This window comes from Acinetobacter sp. ACNIH3 (genome assembly GCF_002918965.1).
In the GTDB taxonomy this organism is placed as follows: domain Bacteria; phylum Pseudomonadota; class Gammaproteobacteria; order Pseudomonadales; family Moraxellaceae; genus Acinetobacter; species Acinetobacter schindleri.
In genome coordinates, this window is record NZ_PQLP01000021.1 from 31331 (window position 1) to 46416 (window position 15086).

Consider the following 15086-nt stretch of genomic DNA (forward strand, 5'->3'; position numbering starts at 1 on the left):
TCGGCTTTAGAGATTTGGAACCTTGATCACATCCCCGATACGCAGTTGAGTATTCGGTTTCAGGTCATTCATTTCTGCCAGTGTACTACTATCCATGCCATAACGTGAGGCTAAACCGATCAGTGTGTCGCCACGCTTGATTTTATATTCCATAATACGTTTAGGGATTTGCAGACTTTGGCCCACACGCAAGCCTGCATTAGCACGCAGATTATTTAAACTGGCAAGTTCTGTGGTGGTAATTCCCAGACGACTGGCAATCGCGTTAAGTGATTCGCCTGACTTCACTGTATAGCTTTCTGTGGCCTTAGATGAAACAGTCGTGGTCACTGCTTTGATCTCATCTACCTTTTTAGTTTCTGGCAGCTCACCATCAATCTTCAGACGCTCTCCGACACGTAATGGACTCGATACAGACAAATCATTTAGCTCAGCCAGATATTTCAGTTGTAACTTGTACTCGCGTGCAATTGAACTGAGGGTTTCACCTGATTTCACTATGTGGGTGTCTGACTTCACACCTTTCACCGCCTGCTCAGTCACAGTTTCACGAGCTGCTTCTGCATCTCCGGTCAATTTCAGACGTTGTCCTACTCGCAGGCCAGCATTACGGGATAAACCGTTCAGATTCGCCAGATGATCCATGCTCAGGTTATATTTGGTCGCAATTCCTGTCAGGGTATCACCCGACTGCACAGTATAATTCTCTGGCATAGTGCTGCCCGCAGGAATCTTGATGGTTTGACCAATACGTAAACCGCTATTGGCAGCAAAGCCATTTAAGGCTGCCAGTTCAGCCACACTGAGTTTGGACTGATTGGCAATGCTATACAGCGTCTCACCACGTTTTACCTGATAGTTTTCAGTTGCAGTCTGGTCCACTTTAATATTTTCAAACTTCTGCTCAATTTTCTTGCCTGAGCTTGCAGATTCAGCTTCATTCACAGGTACGTTGATTTTTTGACCTGCCATCAGGTTGCTGCCTGAAGTCAAACCTGGCGTCAACGCAGCCAGTTCCGCATTCGAAAGTGCATAACGGTCTGCAATCAGTTTCAGATATTCGCCGCGCTGAACGGTATAAGGCTTAGTCTGAACTTTACTGCTTTCCGCTTTTTTGGTTTCTTCAACTTTCGCTTTAGAAGCAGCAGTTTCTTTTAAGGATAGTTTTTGACCGACAAATAGACCGCTGGTCGTGCTCAAACCATTATAGTCAGCCAGCTGTTTTACCGTTAAACCAAACTGGCTGGCTACACCGGTGAGTGAATCATTGGCTTGTACCACATAGCTTTCTGGTTTCGCAGCAGGTTTTGATGCTTCTTGAACAGGTTTGGCATCATAAAGATAGATCGTGGTACCGACATATAAAGTGGCATTTGGATCAATCTGGTTCCATTTCGCCACATCCCGCCAGTTCACTCCATTTTTAGCAGCAATCAAAGCCAGGTTGTCACCCGGTAAAACCGTGTAGGTACTGCGCTTGCCTTTTGGTGCAACAACCACAACTTCCGAATCTGTTTTAACGTAATTCTTGCCTTGGTTCAATTTCGCTTCGACTGAATCTGCCTTGGTACTTTCCGCTACGCCTTTTGGATAAGAGAAACCTTTGGTTAGTTCTTTACCCTGCTGTTCTGCTACAGAAAGGCTGGTCTGAATCGCGGTCAGCTTAATCTTGCCATCATAAGGATCGACAATTTCGGTACCCGCAGGTGCCAGTGCTTTCAGTTCCTCCACCACTTCTGCCTGTTCTGCGGCTGTCGCCACCGGTTTCAGGATTTCATCTACAGACTTTGGAATTTCCTCTGCCACAACCGCCGCCTGAATCTGTTCACGTTCCTTTGCAGAAATTGGCGGTTCAACCTGAATCGGTTGCACAGGTGTTACCGGCGTCACTGCAACTGGAATACGCGGTGCACTTGGAATAGGTAATTCACTCTTCGCAGCAAAATCAGCCAAAGCTGAAGAACCTCTTGGTGTGCTGACCCTGGTCTTGCTTTGGGCAGTCAGGTTGGGTTTGGTTGTACTTGTAGCTGCTGGTGTTGCAGCGGCAGTAACAATCGCTGTGGTCGTTGCTGGGGACGTCGCTTTGCTTGCAGTAGTGGTTACAGGCGTTGCAGGTTTAATAGTTGTCGTGGTTGAGGCCGTGATTGCAGGCGGTGTCTGTTTAGCTGGCGTAATTGTTTTGCTATTCAGCTCAGGTGGCGTGGTTTTTACTGGCGTAATCGTCTGATTATTCTTCGGTAAACTGCTGATAGAGCTTGCCCATAAACCTGAAGAAGAGGATTGAAGCTTTTTCAGTTTTTCATCAATGGAGGGACTCAGGTCAGCTGGAATCAGAATACGGCGCGGACTGTCCGGATCAATCCTGTCTCCACGATGCCCTGGGTTCAACTGATACAGTTCAGCCCGACTTAAACCGGTAATCGCAGCAATTTCATTCAGGCTGGCTGCCCCAACACTGACTTCACGAAAGTGCGGACGGTTGGCAATAGGCGGCAGACTCACGCCATATTTGGCTGGACTTTTTACAATCTGTGCTACTGCCATGAAACGAGGAACATAGTTCATGGTTTCCTGCGGCAACTTCAGTGACCAGTAATCAGTTGGCAAACCAGCAGCCTTATTACGGTTAATCGCCTGCTGAATACGACCTGGACCGGCATTATAGGATGCTAAAGCCAGTTCCCATGAACCGAACTGATTATATAATGCACCTAAAAACTCATAAGCAGCGCGAGTCGACTCTACCACATCACGACGGCCGTCATACATCGAGGTCTGTTTTAAACCATAAATACGGCCGGTACTTGGAATAAACTGCCACAGACCCGCTGCAGCCGCACTACTGGTTGCTGCCGGATCGTATGAACTTTCAATCACTGGAAGCAATGCCAGCTCAGTCGGCATACCACGGCGTTCAGCTTCTTTTACTGTGTAATATAAATAACGTGAAGCACGCGCACTTAAACGCTCTAAATATGGCTGACGTGATGCGAACCAGCCACGCTGGGCATCAATACGCGGATTCCAGACATCCAGATTCATCTTGAAACCGACAGTCATGCGCTTCCACACATCACCGTGTTTCAGTACCAACAGTCGGTCGCCTTCTACCGCACGCATATCAGTCGCGGATAAAAGATCTTCCAGACTATCCAGACTGTCGGCGCCTAAATAATTCGAACTTGTTTGTTTATGCTTGGATCCTGCCGCGCTTTGTGTCGTCGAACAACCCGTTAAACCTAAGGATGCAAGCGCAGTGCCAAGAACTGAGACTTTTAAAAATGAAGGTAACGATGGCTGCCACATGAATGCGGTTGGTTTATACATAAAGAAATCCAAACAACTTGTATAAAATTTATTTTTTAGATATGCCATTTTAATTAAGCATGTCGACGACACAAGCTAATAATTTACCGCGATTTGACGTTAAATGTTACAAGAAATTAAAAAATCGCGGAGATATAGATTATTCAAACGTATTTGCGTTATACAATATCCTGCTCAGCTTGTTCTTTTTTGATCGGATTTGGTTTATGTCTCAAACAATCACACTGTATGTGGATGGCGCATGCCGCGGCAATGGTAAGGAAATCGCTGTAGGGGGTTGGGGTGCCTATATTCAGAACGGTTCAGATGAGCATAAAATTTATGGCGGCGAGCTTCAGACCACCAATAACCGTATGGAACTGATGGCTGCCATAGAAGGGATTTCTGTCTGTCCCAAAGATGCCAAGCTGGTGATCTGGACCGATTCCAATTATGTCAAAAAAGGTATCACTGAATGGATCGAAGGCTGGAAACGTAAAAACTGGAAAGATGTCAAAAACCCTGACTTATGGAAACAGCTGGATGCAGTTTGCCAGGGCCGTCAGATTGACTGGCACTGGATCAAAGGACATGCTGGCCATGAGGGTAATGAAATGGCCGATCAGCTGGCTAATCTGGGTGCGGATCTCGCCTTAAAAAATGGCGAAAAATCCCGTCATGTTCCAGCAATTCATTTTGCAGCAAGCGCTGAGATAAAAACACAAGATATAAAAAAGCCTGAAAAAGACTGGTTACTGGATGACCCTTTTGGCCTGGAACTGGCTGAAGCTGAAGAAATGGATGAACTCATGGCAGATGTAACTGAAGTGACCATGGAAACTCACTTAAACAATCAGCCTGTCGCTGCTGAACAAGCGCTAGTAGAGACTCAATTGCACCCGCAGATTGTGATTACTCCAGCCACATTAGATATATCTGGTCCTCGTCAACTGATTCTCGATACAGAGACCACCGGTTTCTATTATCAGGATGGTGACCGGATTATCGAGGTCGGCGCAATTGAAATGGTGAATCGTAAACTCACCGGCAGCTCGATTCATATTTATATCAATCCGAAAAAACCGGTAGGCGATTCAGTTAATGTCCACGGCATTACTGATGAGTTCCTGCAAGACAAGCCTTTATTTGAGGATATTTCTCAAGTTCTGTTCGATTACTTGAAAGGTGCAGAAATCATCGCGCATAACGCGACCTTCGATATGAACTTCCTGGATATGGAATTCAAACGGGCTGGTTTTCAAACCCTATCAGAAGTCTGTGAAGTCACGGATACCCTGGCGATGGCCAAGTCACGCCATCCGGGCCAGAAAAACTCTCTTGATGCCCTGGTACGTCGTTATGAGATTCCGCAGCGTGACCGTACCTTCCACGGTGCATTACTCGATGCGGAGATTCTGTCCGATGTTTACCTGGCGATGACCGGTGGTCAGGTTTCTTTTGATATGGATGCCCTGTCACATAGTGAAGAACAAAATGCCAGTTCAGGCAGTGTGAAAATTGAAATTGATCTACCAGTAATTTTGCCATCTGATGAAGAATTGAGCGAACATGAGAACTGGGTCAAACAATATGAAGAAAAACATGGCGCGCCTTGCCTTTTCGCAAAATAAAATCCATTATTCAGCTAACAATTTATGTAAAAAAAAATAACAGTTCAGTTATAGTAAATACAAAGATGTCCTGCCAGTTGCAGCAGGCCTCAACTATTAGATAAAACTTCAGGAAAGGTGCAGATCAATGTCTTACCAAACCTCTATACATTTTGACCCTACGGCTTTACTGATAATAAAAAATGAGGTTGATAATTCGATCAAATTGGTTGAATCAGCAGTCAGCACACTGGTAGAAGATCAGACCTTGCCTTTTGGGATTGATGATGCGCTCAACCAGTTCGAGCAGTGCGCGCAAGTTCTTGCACTGATCGATATGCCAAGCCTGGCCAAAGTTGCTCAATATTCTGCTGAGCTTATGCGCAAGATCATGGGGAATCCTGCCAACGTAAACACGGCAGAAGTGATCGCCCTCAGTGAAGGGACGACCATGCTGAAGCGCTATATCGAATTCATTTGCTTGCGTGAAGTCAAAATTCCACAATTTTTGCTGGATACTTTAAACCGGCTGGAACTTGCTCTGGGCAAGCCACTGACTACTGAAGGCCATCAGATTGAGTCCCTGCTCGACCTGATCATGCCTGATTTTGATCTGCCGCAAGCACCTGGACTGGAGAAGTCTGCTTATGTGCATCGCCTGTACAAGCTATCGCTGAATAAACTGCTTAAGCAGGAAGAAAGCGATCTGGACTTACAAGCGATCAAACTGGCGGGGACTTATCTGGCAGGTCTTTCTGAGCAGCACCCAAGCAAACAGTACTGGAATCTGGTCTATGTGGCGTTCAATCATATCGATGAGATCCTGATCAACGAGCCACGTTTACGCACCCTGATCAGTGTTGAGCGTAATATGGCACAGTATTTCAATGCACCAGACCGTTTCAAGGCGAACATTGCTGACCTGGCGAATATACTGAGCTTATGTATCAGCCAGGAAGATGACATTGCTCATCATATCCGTAGCAAGCTGAATATCGGTGAAGATTCACTAACCGATACCCAATTACAGGTCTTCAGCCGTCATTTATATGGTCCTGATTTTGAAACCATGCATACCATCAGTGATCTGGTCACTGCTGAAATGGCACAGATTCGTAATGACATCGAATACAACTATCACAACATGACTCCTGAAAAAACTCAGGAATTGCAGGTTCAGCTGAATAGCATGGCAAACATCTTCAAGGTTTTGAACCTGAATGAAGCTTCTAATGATCTTACTCGTCAGGCTGCTTCACTCAGTCAACCTGAAGTGTTGAAAGATGAAGGTTTTGCCCAGCAGCTCATGAATGTGATTTTGTCTGCTATGAACTCGATTGGGGTACTAGAACGTCATCACACCTCTAGCCGTTTACAGCTCCGTGTAAATAACATGAATATTTCACTGGATCGTCTGGATGAAGCACATGCCGCTTTACTAAGCGAAACCAAAGCCCTGATCGAACTTGCCAGCCACACCCTAATGAATTACTTGCAGGACCAGAACCTGCAAACATTAGAAAGCTTGCCAAACCAGATCCGTGAAATTGCGGGTGCAATGCTGTTCCTGAACGCTGAAAATGGTCAGGCCGCACTAAGCACAACGGCTGACTTTATTCAAAGCCGGATTGAATCTGCTACTGCACTCAGTGCCGATGACGTCAATCGCGTGCTTGATCCACTCGCCAGCGCGGATATGCTCATTGACAATTTAAAGAGCAAACAGCCTGTATTACAGTCAATGTTTAAGGTAGCATTGGACAGTAGTCAAAAACTGAAAACTGTAGCCTAATGTCTAAATTGTCACTTGCGTATATCTTTCAACAACAACAACTTTTAGTCGATGAAAATCTCCAGCTTCCTCAAGTGGAAGCGCTAGCAAGTGACATACAGCTCGGTACGGGTGATCAGGTGATTGCCCGTGACCTCCTCCCTGAGGAACCGATTCCTCTAGGTCTGCAACTCGTTCCGATCCGTCAATTACTGCAATACTGGAATGTTCGCCAGTTTGAACAGGCCAGTCGCGCTGTACAGCTACTGGAATGGCGCCGCAATCATCGTTTCTGTAGTCATTGTGGTACACCAACCGAAGTCCACGCCGTAGAATATGCTATGGTCTGCCCCGCTTGCCACTACCGTCAATATCCACGCGTGCAACCCTGTGTGATTACCGTGATTACCCGTGGTGAAGATGAAATCTTGCTGGCTAAAAATGCCCGCAATAAAACCAGCCAGATGTATGGACTGATTGCCGGTTTTGTCGAAGTCGGTGAAACTTTGGAAGAAGCAGTCCGTCGTGAAACGGAAGAAGAAGTCGGAATTAAAGTCAAAAATATTCAATATCTGGCCAGCCAGCCTTGGCCCTTCCCAAGTAATCTGATGATCGCCTTTAAAGCAGAATACGCTTCTGGCGAGATCAAACTGCAGGAAGAAGAAATCAGTGATGCGCAATTCTTTAAGCTGGATGCCCTGCCAGAAATTCCATTCAAAGGCAGCATTGCACACTCTATGATTATGCATATCACGCAAGGCACGCCCGTGGCTGATGATACTCAAGCCTGGTTGTAAGCCAATATATAAACAAAAAGCCCGGTATTAAATCCGGGCTTTTTACATTCAATAGAATGAATTATTTAAATGCATCTTCTAGTGCCCATAGTACTCTAGACTTGGTTACAAAGAAGCGGCTAAACAGGCTGGAAAGTGATCCAACAATAGTAATGTGTCCGAGCTTTGGAATACTGATCACATGACTATGGTTACCATGTTGCTTTAATACCCGATCCAGATCATGACTATTGAAATGTCCCACGATATCGTCTTTTTCAGCAATAAACAGATAATGCTTCAAAGGCTGAGGTTGTACAAAGTACAGTGGCATCACCTGCTGATAAGGCACTGCCTGATCAAAGGCATTAGCACAGATCGGATCATCCTTATAGTCAAAATGATAAGGCCCCGCTAAACCAATGATAGCGCGGATATTCGCCAGCCGCTCTGCTGTATGCTGCTGCGGATAGTACACCGCTGACATCACATTAAACGCACCGGCAGAATGTCCCATCAATACAATATTCTCTGATGAAATCTGCAGCTTTGCTGCCGCAGTGTGCAGATGATCCAAAAGCAGATGCAAGTCATCCACAGATTGAGGGAAGATATGTTCTGGCGCCAGATGGTAATTTGGAACCACCACGTCATAGCCTTCACGGGCAAAAGCCTCACCAATAAACTGATATTCTTTCTTATCCCCATGCAGCCAGGCACCGCCATGGACAAAGACAATCAAGGGGCGATGTGCCAAAGGCTGTGTGCTACGATACAGATCAAAACGCTGCCGCGCTTTAAGGCCATAGGCCAAATGCCGTTCGGCGCTATAACCTGCTTTGGGAGTAAAACGGTTCAGTGCATAGCTGCCGAGATCATATAAGCGAAAATCCCGGTAGATTTGTCTTGCAACGTTCAGATGACTCGACAGCTTGGCTTTAAAAGAGTGCACCTTATTGTGCATAAGTTGGTTCAACTGTATCAGGATCAATCGCAACTGGAGTTTGCACCAAGGCACTTGATGAAGCTGTAGTCGCAAAGTTTTGGCTGGTTGAATTGCTGAGCGTTTCTACATTATCAATCAGGGTCACAATTTTAGTGACATTACCGACTTGCGCCAGCACCTGATTGAGATCAGCAATTTCAGCATTGTTTAGACGGCCCATCACATATAACACGCCATCTTCGGTATGCACATGTACCTTACTGTCTGCAACTACAGGCGCCTTCATGATCAGACCACGGGTATTTGCCGTCGCTGCAGTATCCTGCATGATGGTGCCATAACTGATCTGGTTACCGATAGTAATAAAGTTATGTACGGCTTTCACATCACTCATGGCTTTGACATTGTCTTCAGCCAGTTGTTTCAGATGCGCATCTGGCACCTGACCAGTCAATAATACATGACCATGAAAACTCTCAATATTGACTCGCGACTGTTTGAATCGTGAATCAAGTTTATAAAGATTAATTTTTGCAGTACGCACAATTGAAGAATCGATAAAAACCTGTCCAAGGGTACGCGCCCCTTGATCCGTACCGACAGGAGCCGTGCCTGTACCACCTGAAATAAAGCTGGCACAGCCCGATAAACTTGCGACACATAACATTGTTATTACAATACGTTTAACCACTCAGCAAGACTCCTTATTGTTTAATACGTCTTTGTTCAATTTAATAAATTCTGTCGCGCAATCTTGATCAACTTTTATTTTCCTTGAACATTACCATAATCTCTGTACAGAAAACCGCACAAAGAAAAGCCTGTGTTGTTCAAAGATTAATAAACTCTTGATCAAAAGTAAAAGCATTTTCAATCCATTGCGAATCATAAAGGTAATTGCAAAAATCATGCTGTATGGTTTTTGCAAAATGTTGATTAAAATCAAAACAAATCACATCAAAACGACAGAAAAAATGCTGAAATTCTTCATGATTTTGCAGGAAATGAAGAGCAGTTTTCATCATTTTCCGCTGCTTGCTAAGGGAAATTGACTCGAGTGCATTGGCATAATCTGTACTTGCCCGTGCTTTTACTTCCACAAAAACCAGCTCTTGATCATGTTGCACGATTAAATCAATTTCACCATAACGGCTGTGATAATTGGCTTGGACCAACTGAAAGCCATGATGCTGCAACAAGGCAAGCGCTTGCTGTTCTGCCCATTTTCCCAATTGCTGACTGATACGCATAATAGTTAAATCAGCTTGACGCCCTTGCTGGTATATTCAAAGCAGGCGGGCATACGTCGCAGTCCCTCAGCATTGACCTGAATATGTCCGGTACGACCCTGGAATTGTAGCTGTTCGACTTTATAGTCACTTAAATACAGCTGACTGATCTGCCAGGCATCTCCACCAAAGGCGATTAACCGCTGATAGGACATCTGCACCGGCGCCTGCTGATAGGCATTCAATACATCTGGCCAGGCATGGGTATACAGTGCAGGCACGTCACAAAATTTAATACCTTTAGGCAAAGTTATATGCTGGTCAATCGCATTGGATACGGTATAAAGCCGTTTCTTCGGCAGGTTTTGCATTGCGGCCAACCACTCCGGATTGCCCATGAGTAATAAACCCTGTTTAGAGGACAAAGATTTTGGTGCAATATCGATAATATCAACTTGCAGATCCCCTACACTGAGCAAAGACATCAACATCAGTTCATGCTCGGTCTCACTTCCGGGCTGACGCAGTATCTGCAAATACTGAATTCGATCCTTCGTCAGTACCTTCTGTAAAGCAATTGCATCTTCATGCTTAGACAGACTGAACTGCCAGAGCTGAGGTGAACTGCTCATGCTGTCATTCAGACTCAGGGTTTTGACTTTGGGCTGGGCCTGAACCAGTGCTTCAATATCCTGACGTGCCAGTGGCCCCACGATGAGCTGCGTCTTTTTATTGACATGCTGTTTCAGTAATTGTGACATTTTCTTCTGATCAGAATTCACCCATTTAATCGGCACTTTTTGCCCGGATGCCATATAGGCACTCATGAATCCCTGTTTGATATTCGATGCAGCTCGCGCCAAAGGACCAGATTCGGGTAGAATGACCAGAATTTCCGCTTGCACGCTGCCGATGCAGCCCAATAAGCTCAAACCCAATATTTTTTTAATATTCTTCCGTTTTTTATAATTCTGTTTATTCCACATGGAGAAACCTATGAGTGCTCAGTTATTTGTTGTTGCGACTCCAATCGGGCACTTAGATGATATTAGTTATCGTGCAATTGAGGTGTTGAAGTCGGTGAGTCTTATTGCTGCTGAGGATACACGAACTTCTATGCAATTGCTCAAGCATTTTAATATTTCCACTCCACTGACAGCCTGCCACGACCATAATGAAAGCAACAAGATAGATCAGCTTATTCAACGTTTGCTCAATGGCGAAAACATGGCACTGATCAGTGATGCGGGTACACCATTGATTAGTGATCCAGGCTTTAAATTCGTGCGTGCTGCACAGGAACACAATATTCGTGTGATACCTGTACCGGGTGCCTGTGCTGCAATTGCTGCATTAAGCGCAGTAGGTTTACCGAGTGACCGTTTCAGCTTTGAAGGCTTCCTGCCATCAAAACAAAGCCAGCGTCTGCTCAATTTGGAAAAACTCAAAGATGAAACCCAGACCATGATTTTCTATGAGGCACCGCACCGGATTCTGGAATGTGTGAAAGATATGGCGAATGTGTTTGGTGCTGATCGTCCGGTTGGCTTTGCCCGTGAAATTACCAAAACGTTTGAAACTATCCGAAAGATGACCTTGGGTGAATTGATTGAGTTTATTGCCAAGGACGCCAACCAGCAAAAAGGTGAAATCGTACTGGTAGTGGGTGGAGCGACTGTCGAAAAAGATATGGATCAGGAAAAACTCGACAAGCTGTTACTCCGTTTATTACAGGATCTTTCTGTGAAAGCAGCTTCCCAGCTGGCAGCCGATCTGACCGGTATCAAAAAGAAAGTGGCTTACCAACGTGCACTTGAGTTAACGGGTGCCAATGACTAAATAGCTTTTTCCAAAGAAAAATAGGCATAAAAAAACACCACTGTAATCTGCGGTGTTTTTTTATATTCAGGAGGTAGACGACTTATTCGCGTACTGAATCGTCTGCCGGCACTTCAGTAATTCGACCACCGCGAGCCAGGAACGCGGCCACCTCATCTTCAAGTGCCTGACGCTTTTTTAGCTTCGCTGTCACAGTCAATGTTTCAGCTTCGAGAACGTCTGTATCACTAACAACTTCATCACCTTCAGCAGCGCCTTTCTCTGCTGCTTTTGCTTCATCATCATCAACGACAGCATCTTCTGCTTCATCATATTCATTCATATCTGTCATATTCATGTCCCCCACAAATGACCATCACATGTGCATTTAAACTAGGTTGTAAATTACCTGAAATTTAGCAATCTCTTTGTGTTTCGCCTAGTACCAAATATTAAAAAATCGTATCTTTTTTAAACAAATTCGTTTCTTTTTACATATGATTGTTTAAAAAATAACAATTCCAGGTCAGACGGCGTAGCGGGTATCTTTGAGCAGTCCCAAGCCATTGGCCTGCGCCATAAAAGCATCTTTTAATACAGGCAGCCGTTCAACCTGTTTCAGGCCCAAATTACGTGCCCAAACCACAGGGAAAAGTTGAGTGGTTTCCATCCAGCCAATCGCAGACATGCTGTGCATCATGGCATCATTTTGCCCCTTACGCAGATGTTCATAGCGCTGTAAGGTTTGCTCATGTGCCCAGACGCCACGCGTTTTATCATGCAGTAACACATCACATAACACTGCCGCATCCAGACAGCCAATATTGACACCTTGTCCGGCGAGTGGATGAATCACATGGGCAGCATCACCGATCAGGGCCAGTCCATCTTGCACATATTGCTGAGCCGCACGTGCTTTAAGCGGGAAAGTTGCTCGTGGGCTAGCTTCGAGCACTTCACCAAGCATATGATGACTTTCTCGGGTCAGCAATTGGATAAATTCCTGATCTGACAAAGCTGCATATTCTTCAGCATAATCATCCGGTAAAGTCCAGACGATCGATTGCCAATGCCCCTGTTCTTCAGCTTTTAAGCTTGCCATCGGTAAGTAAGCCAATGGACCAGTTTCCAGGAAAATCTGGCGTGCAACATGCTGATGGGGTTGTGCGGTCTTAATGGCACAGCTGATACCGGCCTGCTTATAGTCCAGGACATCAATGTCAATAAAGGCATGTTCACGGACAAAGGAATTGGCACCATCTGCACCGATCAGCAATCTGGTTTTGAGCTGGGTACCATCGGCAAGGTGTACAATCCAGACTCCTACCCCACGTTCTACCCGGCTAACTTTGACCTGTGTGCGGTAATCTTTCAGTTCTTGCAGCATTTTTTGCTGAATGGCCAGGTTCAGAATACTTGGCTCAACCATAGAACCAAGCGCCTGCTCGACTTTTGGTGTTTTCTTGGAAGGCTGACCAAAATTGATTTCACCATAACCATTTTTATTCCAGACCTGCATACCTGTATATGGCTGCTGACGTGCAAGTTTTTCCCAAACCGCTACTGTTTTTAGCAAATGAATAGTGGCCTGGCTGAGTGCCAATACGCGTGGATTGGCAACACTTAGTGTCTTTTCAGTATCTAAAATCGGTGCAGCATCCAGCACGGTGGTCTGTACGCCATCTTGAGCAAGTAATAATGCCGTTAAGCCACCAACCAGCCCGCCACCTACGATGACAGCATCTAATACCTGAGTTTGTTCTGTCATGCTTTAAGTCCCATTGCATAGTTGGCTACAAGTGGCTTGATGCCTGGAATATTTTCAAAAGCCACCAGTCCGGTATTACGGATCAGTTTCAGGAATGGATTCTGGTTGCTAAAACCACGTACGACTGAATCACAGAACTTGATCACACGTTGCTGATCTTTCAGGCGTGATTTTTCATAATCTTGCAGCATTTGAGCATCGCCCAGATCAGCCCCCTGTTCCAGCTGTTCTGCCAGATAACGGTTCAGTACATAAGCATCACGCATACACAGGTTAAAGCCCTGTCCTGCAACTGGATGAATCGTATGCGCTGCATTCCCCATTAACACCACACGACCAACTGCCTGCTTTTCTGCCAGGACTTGCGATAATGGGAAACTGAAACGCTTACCAGTTTTCTGGAATTTTCCGGCACGATCACCATAAGTCTGTTGTAAAGCATGCAGGAAGTGCTGATCATTTTCATCACCCAGCCATTCATGCTCGGTACCTTTAGGAACTGGCCATACCACGGAACGACGGTATTCGCCTGGAAGAGGTAGCAAAGCCAAAGGTCCTAAAGGACTAAAACGTTCAAAACCGACATGTTGATGCGGTTTTGATGTTTGTACGGTTGTGACAATCGCAACCTGATCATAGTCGTGTACCGATGCGCCAATACCCAGTGCCTTACGACAGAAAGAATCGCGACCATCCGCAGCAATTACCAGTTTGGATTGCAGTTTTAAAGCAGTCTCGCCACGCTGTGCTTCAATATAAGCAAAGTCTTTATCCTGGATGAGAGACGTCACCTGGATGCCATCGATCAGTTCAATGAGTGGCTCTTTTTTGACTTGTGTCAGCAATACGCGACCGAGCCAGGCATTTTCAATCACCTGACCAAAGCTTTCGACTTTTTCCTGTTCAGCGATCAGACGTGCCTTACCAAAGCTGCCCTGTTCGGTAATATTCACTTCCAGAATCGGCGTGGCATGTTCCTGTAAAGCATCCCACAGACCCAGCTCCTGATAAATCTGTACACTACGGCGTGATAAAGCGCTGTTACGGGCATCAAAACTGGAGTGATAGGGAGCAAGATTGATATCATCATAATCTGGGTATTGGATTGCTTCTAACAGTTTGACCGCAATCCCGGTTTTCGCCAGCATCAGTGCGAGGCTTAAACCCACCATCCCACCACCGACAATGATGACTTCTTGTTGCATGCTTTGATCCTTATCTGGGGTATCTATAAAGTCTAGATACGTCTAATCATGTTGGATTTAATCTTACCTCAAAGATTTTTATTTTTATAATGAATTAGTTGTTTAGCTGTAATTGATATTGCTTTGTTAATCGCTTAAATCTTTAGAGAAATAAAACTTGGCACAGATCTGTGTCTTTTTTATAAACGAACCCTAAATAGTTCTTCCAAGAATAAAGCTTAAAGAGAAAAACAATGCAAATAAAGAAATGCTTTATCTTAGCCGGCTATCTTGTCCCACTTATAGCCTGTTCATCAAAAAACCAAGCTCCTCTGCCTGAGGAAGGAGAAGTCGTCACTTGGAACAGAATCCTGAATTGATTGTAAAAACACAGCTTGGTCCACATCTAGAGCATTATTTAGGATCCTTTCCAATTAATGAAATCCCTAAAAATATCAACCAATTATACAGGAAGAAGCCAATCAATTGCCGTTATCAGACTCTAATCGTCAATTAGAATTTTACTTGATATTGCATAGAACAAATGTTCAAGCGACAGATAGTTATCTGCTAGAGCATAAAGATCAAATTAGAGTAAGAATAGAAAGATTATCTTAGGATTTCAGAAAAAGTTATTTTAATACTGAAAAAGTATTTATCAGCAATTTAGCTTTACAG

Annotated in this window: 12 protein-coding genes; 4 read left to right on the forward strand and 8 right to left on the reverse strand. The window is 44.9% G+C overall.

Annotated elements, in window-relative coordinates; genetic code table 11:
* Positions 1-6: 6 nt before the first annotated feature.
* A complete protein-coding gene (locus C3420_RS09950) occupies positions 7-3327 on the reverse strand; it encodes a LysM peptidoglycan-binding domain-containing protein (protein WP_103800414.1) in 3321 nt (1106 codons plus the stop codon).
* 206 nt (positions 3328-3533) lie between these two features.
* Here C3420_RS09950 and dnaQ point away from each other — a divergent pair, with 206 nt between their 5' ends.
* The 3 genes from dnaQ to nudC all read left to right on the forward strand — a co-directional run bounded on the left by dnaQ (position 3534) and on the right by nudC (position 7484).
* Positions 3534-4937, forward strand: a complete 1404-nt coding sequence (gene dnaQ, locus C3420_RS09955) for a DNA polymerase III subunit epsilon (RefSeq protein ID WP_103800415.1) — start codon at positions 3534-3536, stop codon at positions 4935-4937.
* A 127-nt stretch (positions 4938-5064) separates the two neighbouring features.
* Positions 5065-6708 carry a chemotaxis protein gene (locus C3420_RS09960; RefSeq protein WP_103800416.1) on the forward strand — a complete coding sequence of 548 codons (1644 nt, stop codon included), beginning with the start codon at positions 5065-5067 and terminating at the stop codon, positions 6706-6708.
* Positions 6708-7484, forward strand: a complete 777-nt coding sequence (nudC, locus tag C3420_RS09965) for an NAD(+) diphosphatase (protein ID WP_103800417.1) — start codon at positions 6708-6710, stop codon at positions 7482-7484. Before C3420_RS09960 ends, nudC begins: the two co-directional genes overlap by 1 nt.
* Positions 7485-7545: 61 nt before the next feature.
* Here the strand turns inward: nudC and C3420_RS09970 are convergent, their stop codons facing one another.
* From C3420_RS09970 to C3420_RS09985, 4 genes are all read right to left on the reverse strand, one after another.
* Positions 7546-8427 carry an alpha/beta hydrolase gene (locus C3420_RS09970; RefSeq protein WP_103800418.1) on the reverse strand — a complete coding sequence of 294 codons (882 nt, stop codon included), beginning with the start codon at positions 8425-8427 and terminating at the stop codon, positions 7546-7548.
* On the reverse strand, positions 8417-9100 hold the full coding sequence (locus C3420_RS09975) for a BON domain-containing protein (RefSeq protein WP_004810697.1): 684 nt from the start codon (positions 9098-9100) through the stop codon (positions 8417-8419). Before C3420_RS09975 ends, C3420_RS09970 begins: the two co-directional genes overlap by 11 nt.
* Before the next feature lie 139 nt (positions 9101-9239).
* Positions 9240-9659: a YraN family protein gene (locus tag C3420_RS09980; RefSeq protein WP_076753258.1), complete on the reverse strand. Its 420-nt coding sequence runs from the start codon at positions 9657-9659 to the stop codon at positions 9240-9242.
* Positions 9660-9664: 5 nt separating this feature from the next.
* A complete protein-coding gene (locus C3420_RS09985) occupies positions 9665-10624 on the reverse strand; it encodes a penicillin-binding protein activator (RefSeq protein ID WP_103800419.1) in 960 nt (319 codons plus the stop codon).
* 10 nt (positions 10625-10634) lie between these two features.
* Here C3420_RS09985 and rsmI point away from each other — a divergent pair, with 10 nt between their 5' ends.
* Positions 10635-11477, forward strand: a complete 843-nt coding sequence (gene rsmI, locus C3420_RS09990) for a 16S rRNA (cytidine(1402)-2'-O)-methyltransferase (protein ID WP_004810701.1) — start codon at positions 10635-10637, stop codon at positions 11475-11477.
* 82 nt (positions 11478-11559) lie between these two features.
* Here rsmI and C3420_RS09995 read toward each other — a convergent pair whose 3' ends face one another.
* The 3 genes from C3420_RS09995 to ubiH form a co-directional block, all read right to left on the reverse strand.
* The gene (locus C3420_RS09995) at positions 11560-11808 is read right to left on the reverse strand and encodes a hypothetical protein (RefSeq protein ID WP_004810703.1); all 249 of its coding nucleotides are present in this window, start codon (positions 11806-11808) and stop codon (positions 11560-11562) included.
* Positions 11809-11982: 174 nt separating this feature from the next.
* Positions 11983-13224, reverse strand: coding sequence for an FAD-dependent monooxygenase (locus C3420_RS10000; RefSeq protein ID WP_103800420.1), 1242 nt, complete (start codon positions 13222-13224; stop codon positions 11983-11985).
* Positions 13221-14429, reverse strand: coding sequence for a 2-octaprenyl-6-methoxyphenyl hydroxylase (gene ubiH, locus C3420_RS10005; protein ID WP_103800421.1), 1209 nt, complete (start codon positions 14427-14429; stop codon positions 13221-13223). The genes C3420_RS10000 and ubiH overlap by 4 nt, the downstream gene beginning before the upstream one ends.
* Positions 14430-15086: the final 657 nt, after the last annotated feature.

Excerpts from the sequence above, each read along its gene's own strand:
- C3420_RS09950 (WP_103800414.1), bottom strand. The coding sequence starts at position 3,327 with ATGTATAAACCAACCGCATTCATGTGGCAGCCATCGTTACCTTCATTT.
- dnaQ (WP_103800415.1), top strand. The coding sequence starts at position 3,534 with ATGTCTCAAACAATCACACTGTATGTGGATGGCGCATGCCGCGGCAAT.
- C3420_RS09960 (WP_103800416.1), top strand. The coding sequence starts at position 5,065 with ATGTCTTACCAAACCTCTATACATTTTGACCCTACGGCTTTACTGATA.
- nudC (WP_103800417.1), top strand. The coding sequence starts at position 6,708 with ATGTCTAAATTGTCACTTGCGTATATCTTTCAACAACAACAACTTTTA.
- C3420_RS09970 (WP_103800418.1), bottom strand. The coding sequence starts at position 8,427 with ATGCACAATAAGGTGCACTCTTTTAAAGCCAAGCTGTCGAGTCATCTG.
- C3420_RS09980 (WP_076753258.1), bottom strand. The coding sequence starts at position 9,659 with ATGCGTATCAGTCAGCAATTGGGAAAATGGGCAGAACAGCAAGCGCTT.
- C3420_RS09985 (WP_103800419.1), bottom strand. The coding sequence starts at position 10,624 with ATGTGGAATAAACAGAATTATAAAAAACGGAAGAATATTAAAAAAATA.
- rsmI (WP_004810701.1), top strand. The coding sequence starts at position 10,635 with ATGAGTGCTCAGTTATTTGTTGTTGCGACTCCAATCGGGCACTTAGAT.
- C3420_RS09995 (WP_004810703.1), bottom strand. The coding sequence starts at position 11,808 with ATGACAGATATGAATGAATATGATGAAGCAGAAGATGCTGTCGTTGAT.
- C3420_RS10000 (WP_103800420.1), bottom strand. The coding sequence starts at position 13,224 with ATGACAGAACAAACTCAGGTATTAGATGCTGTCATCGTAGGTGGCGGG.
- ubiH (WP_103800421.1), bottom strand. The coding sequence starts at position 14,429 with ATGCAACAAGAAGTCATCATTGTCGGTGGTGGGATGGTGGGTTTAAGC.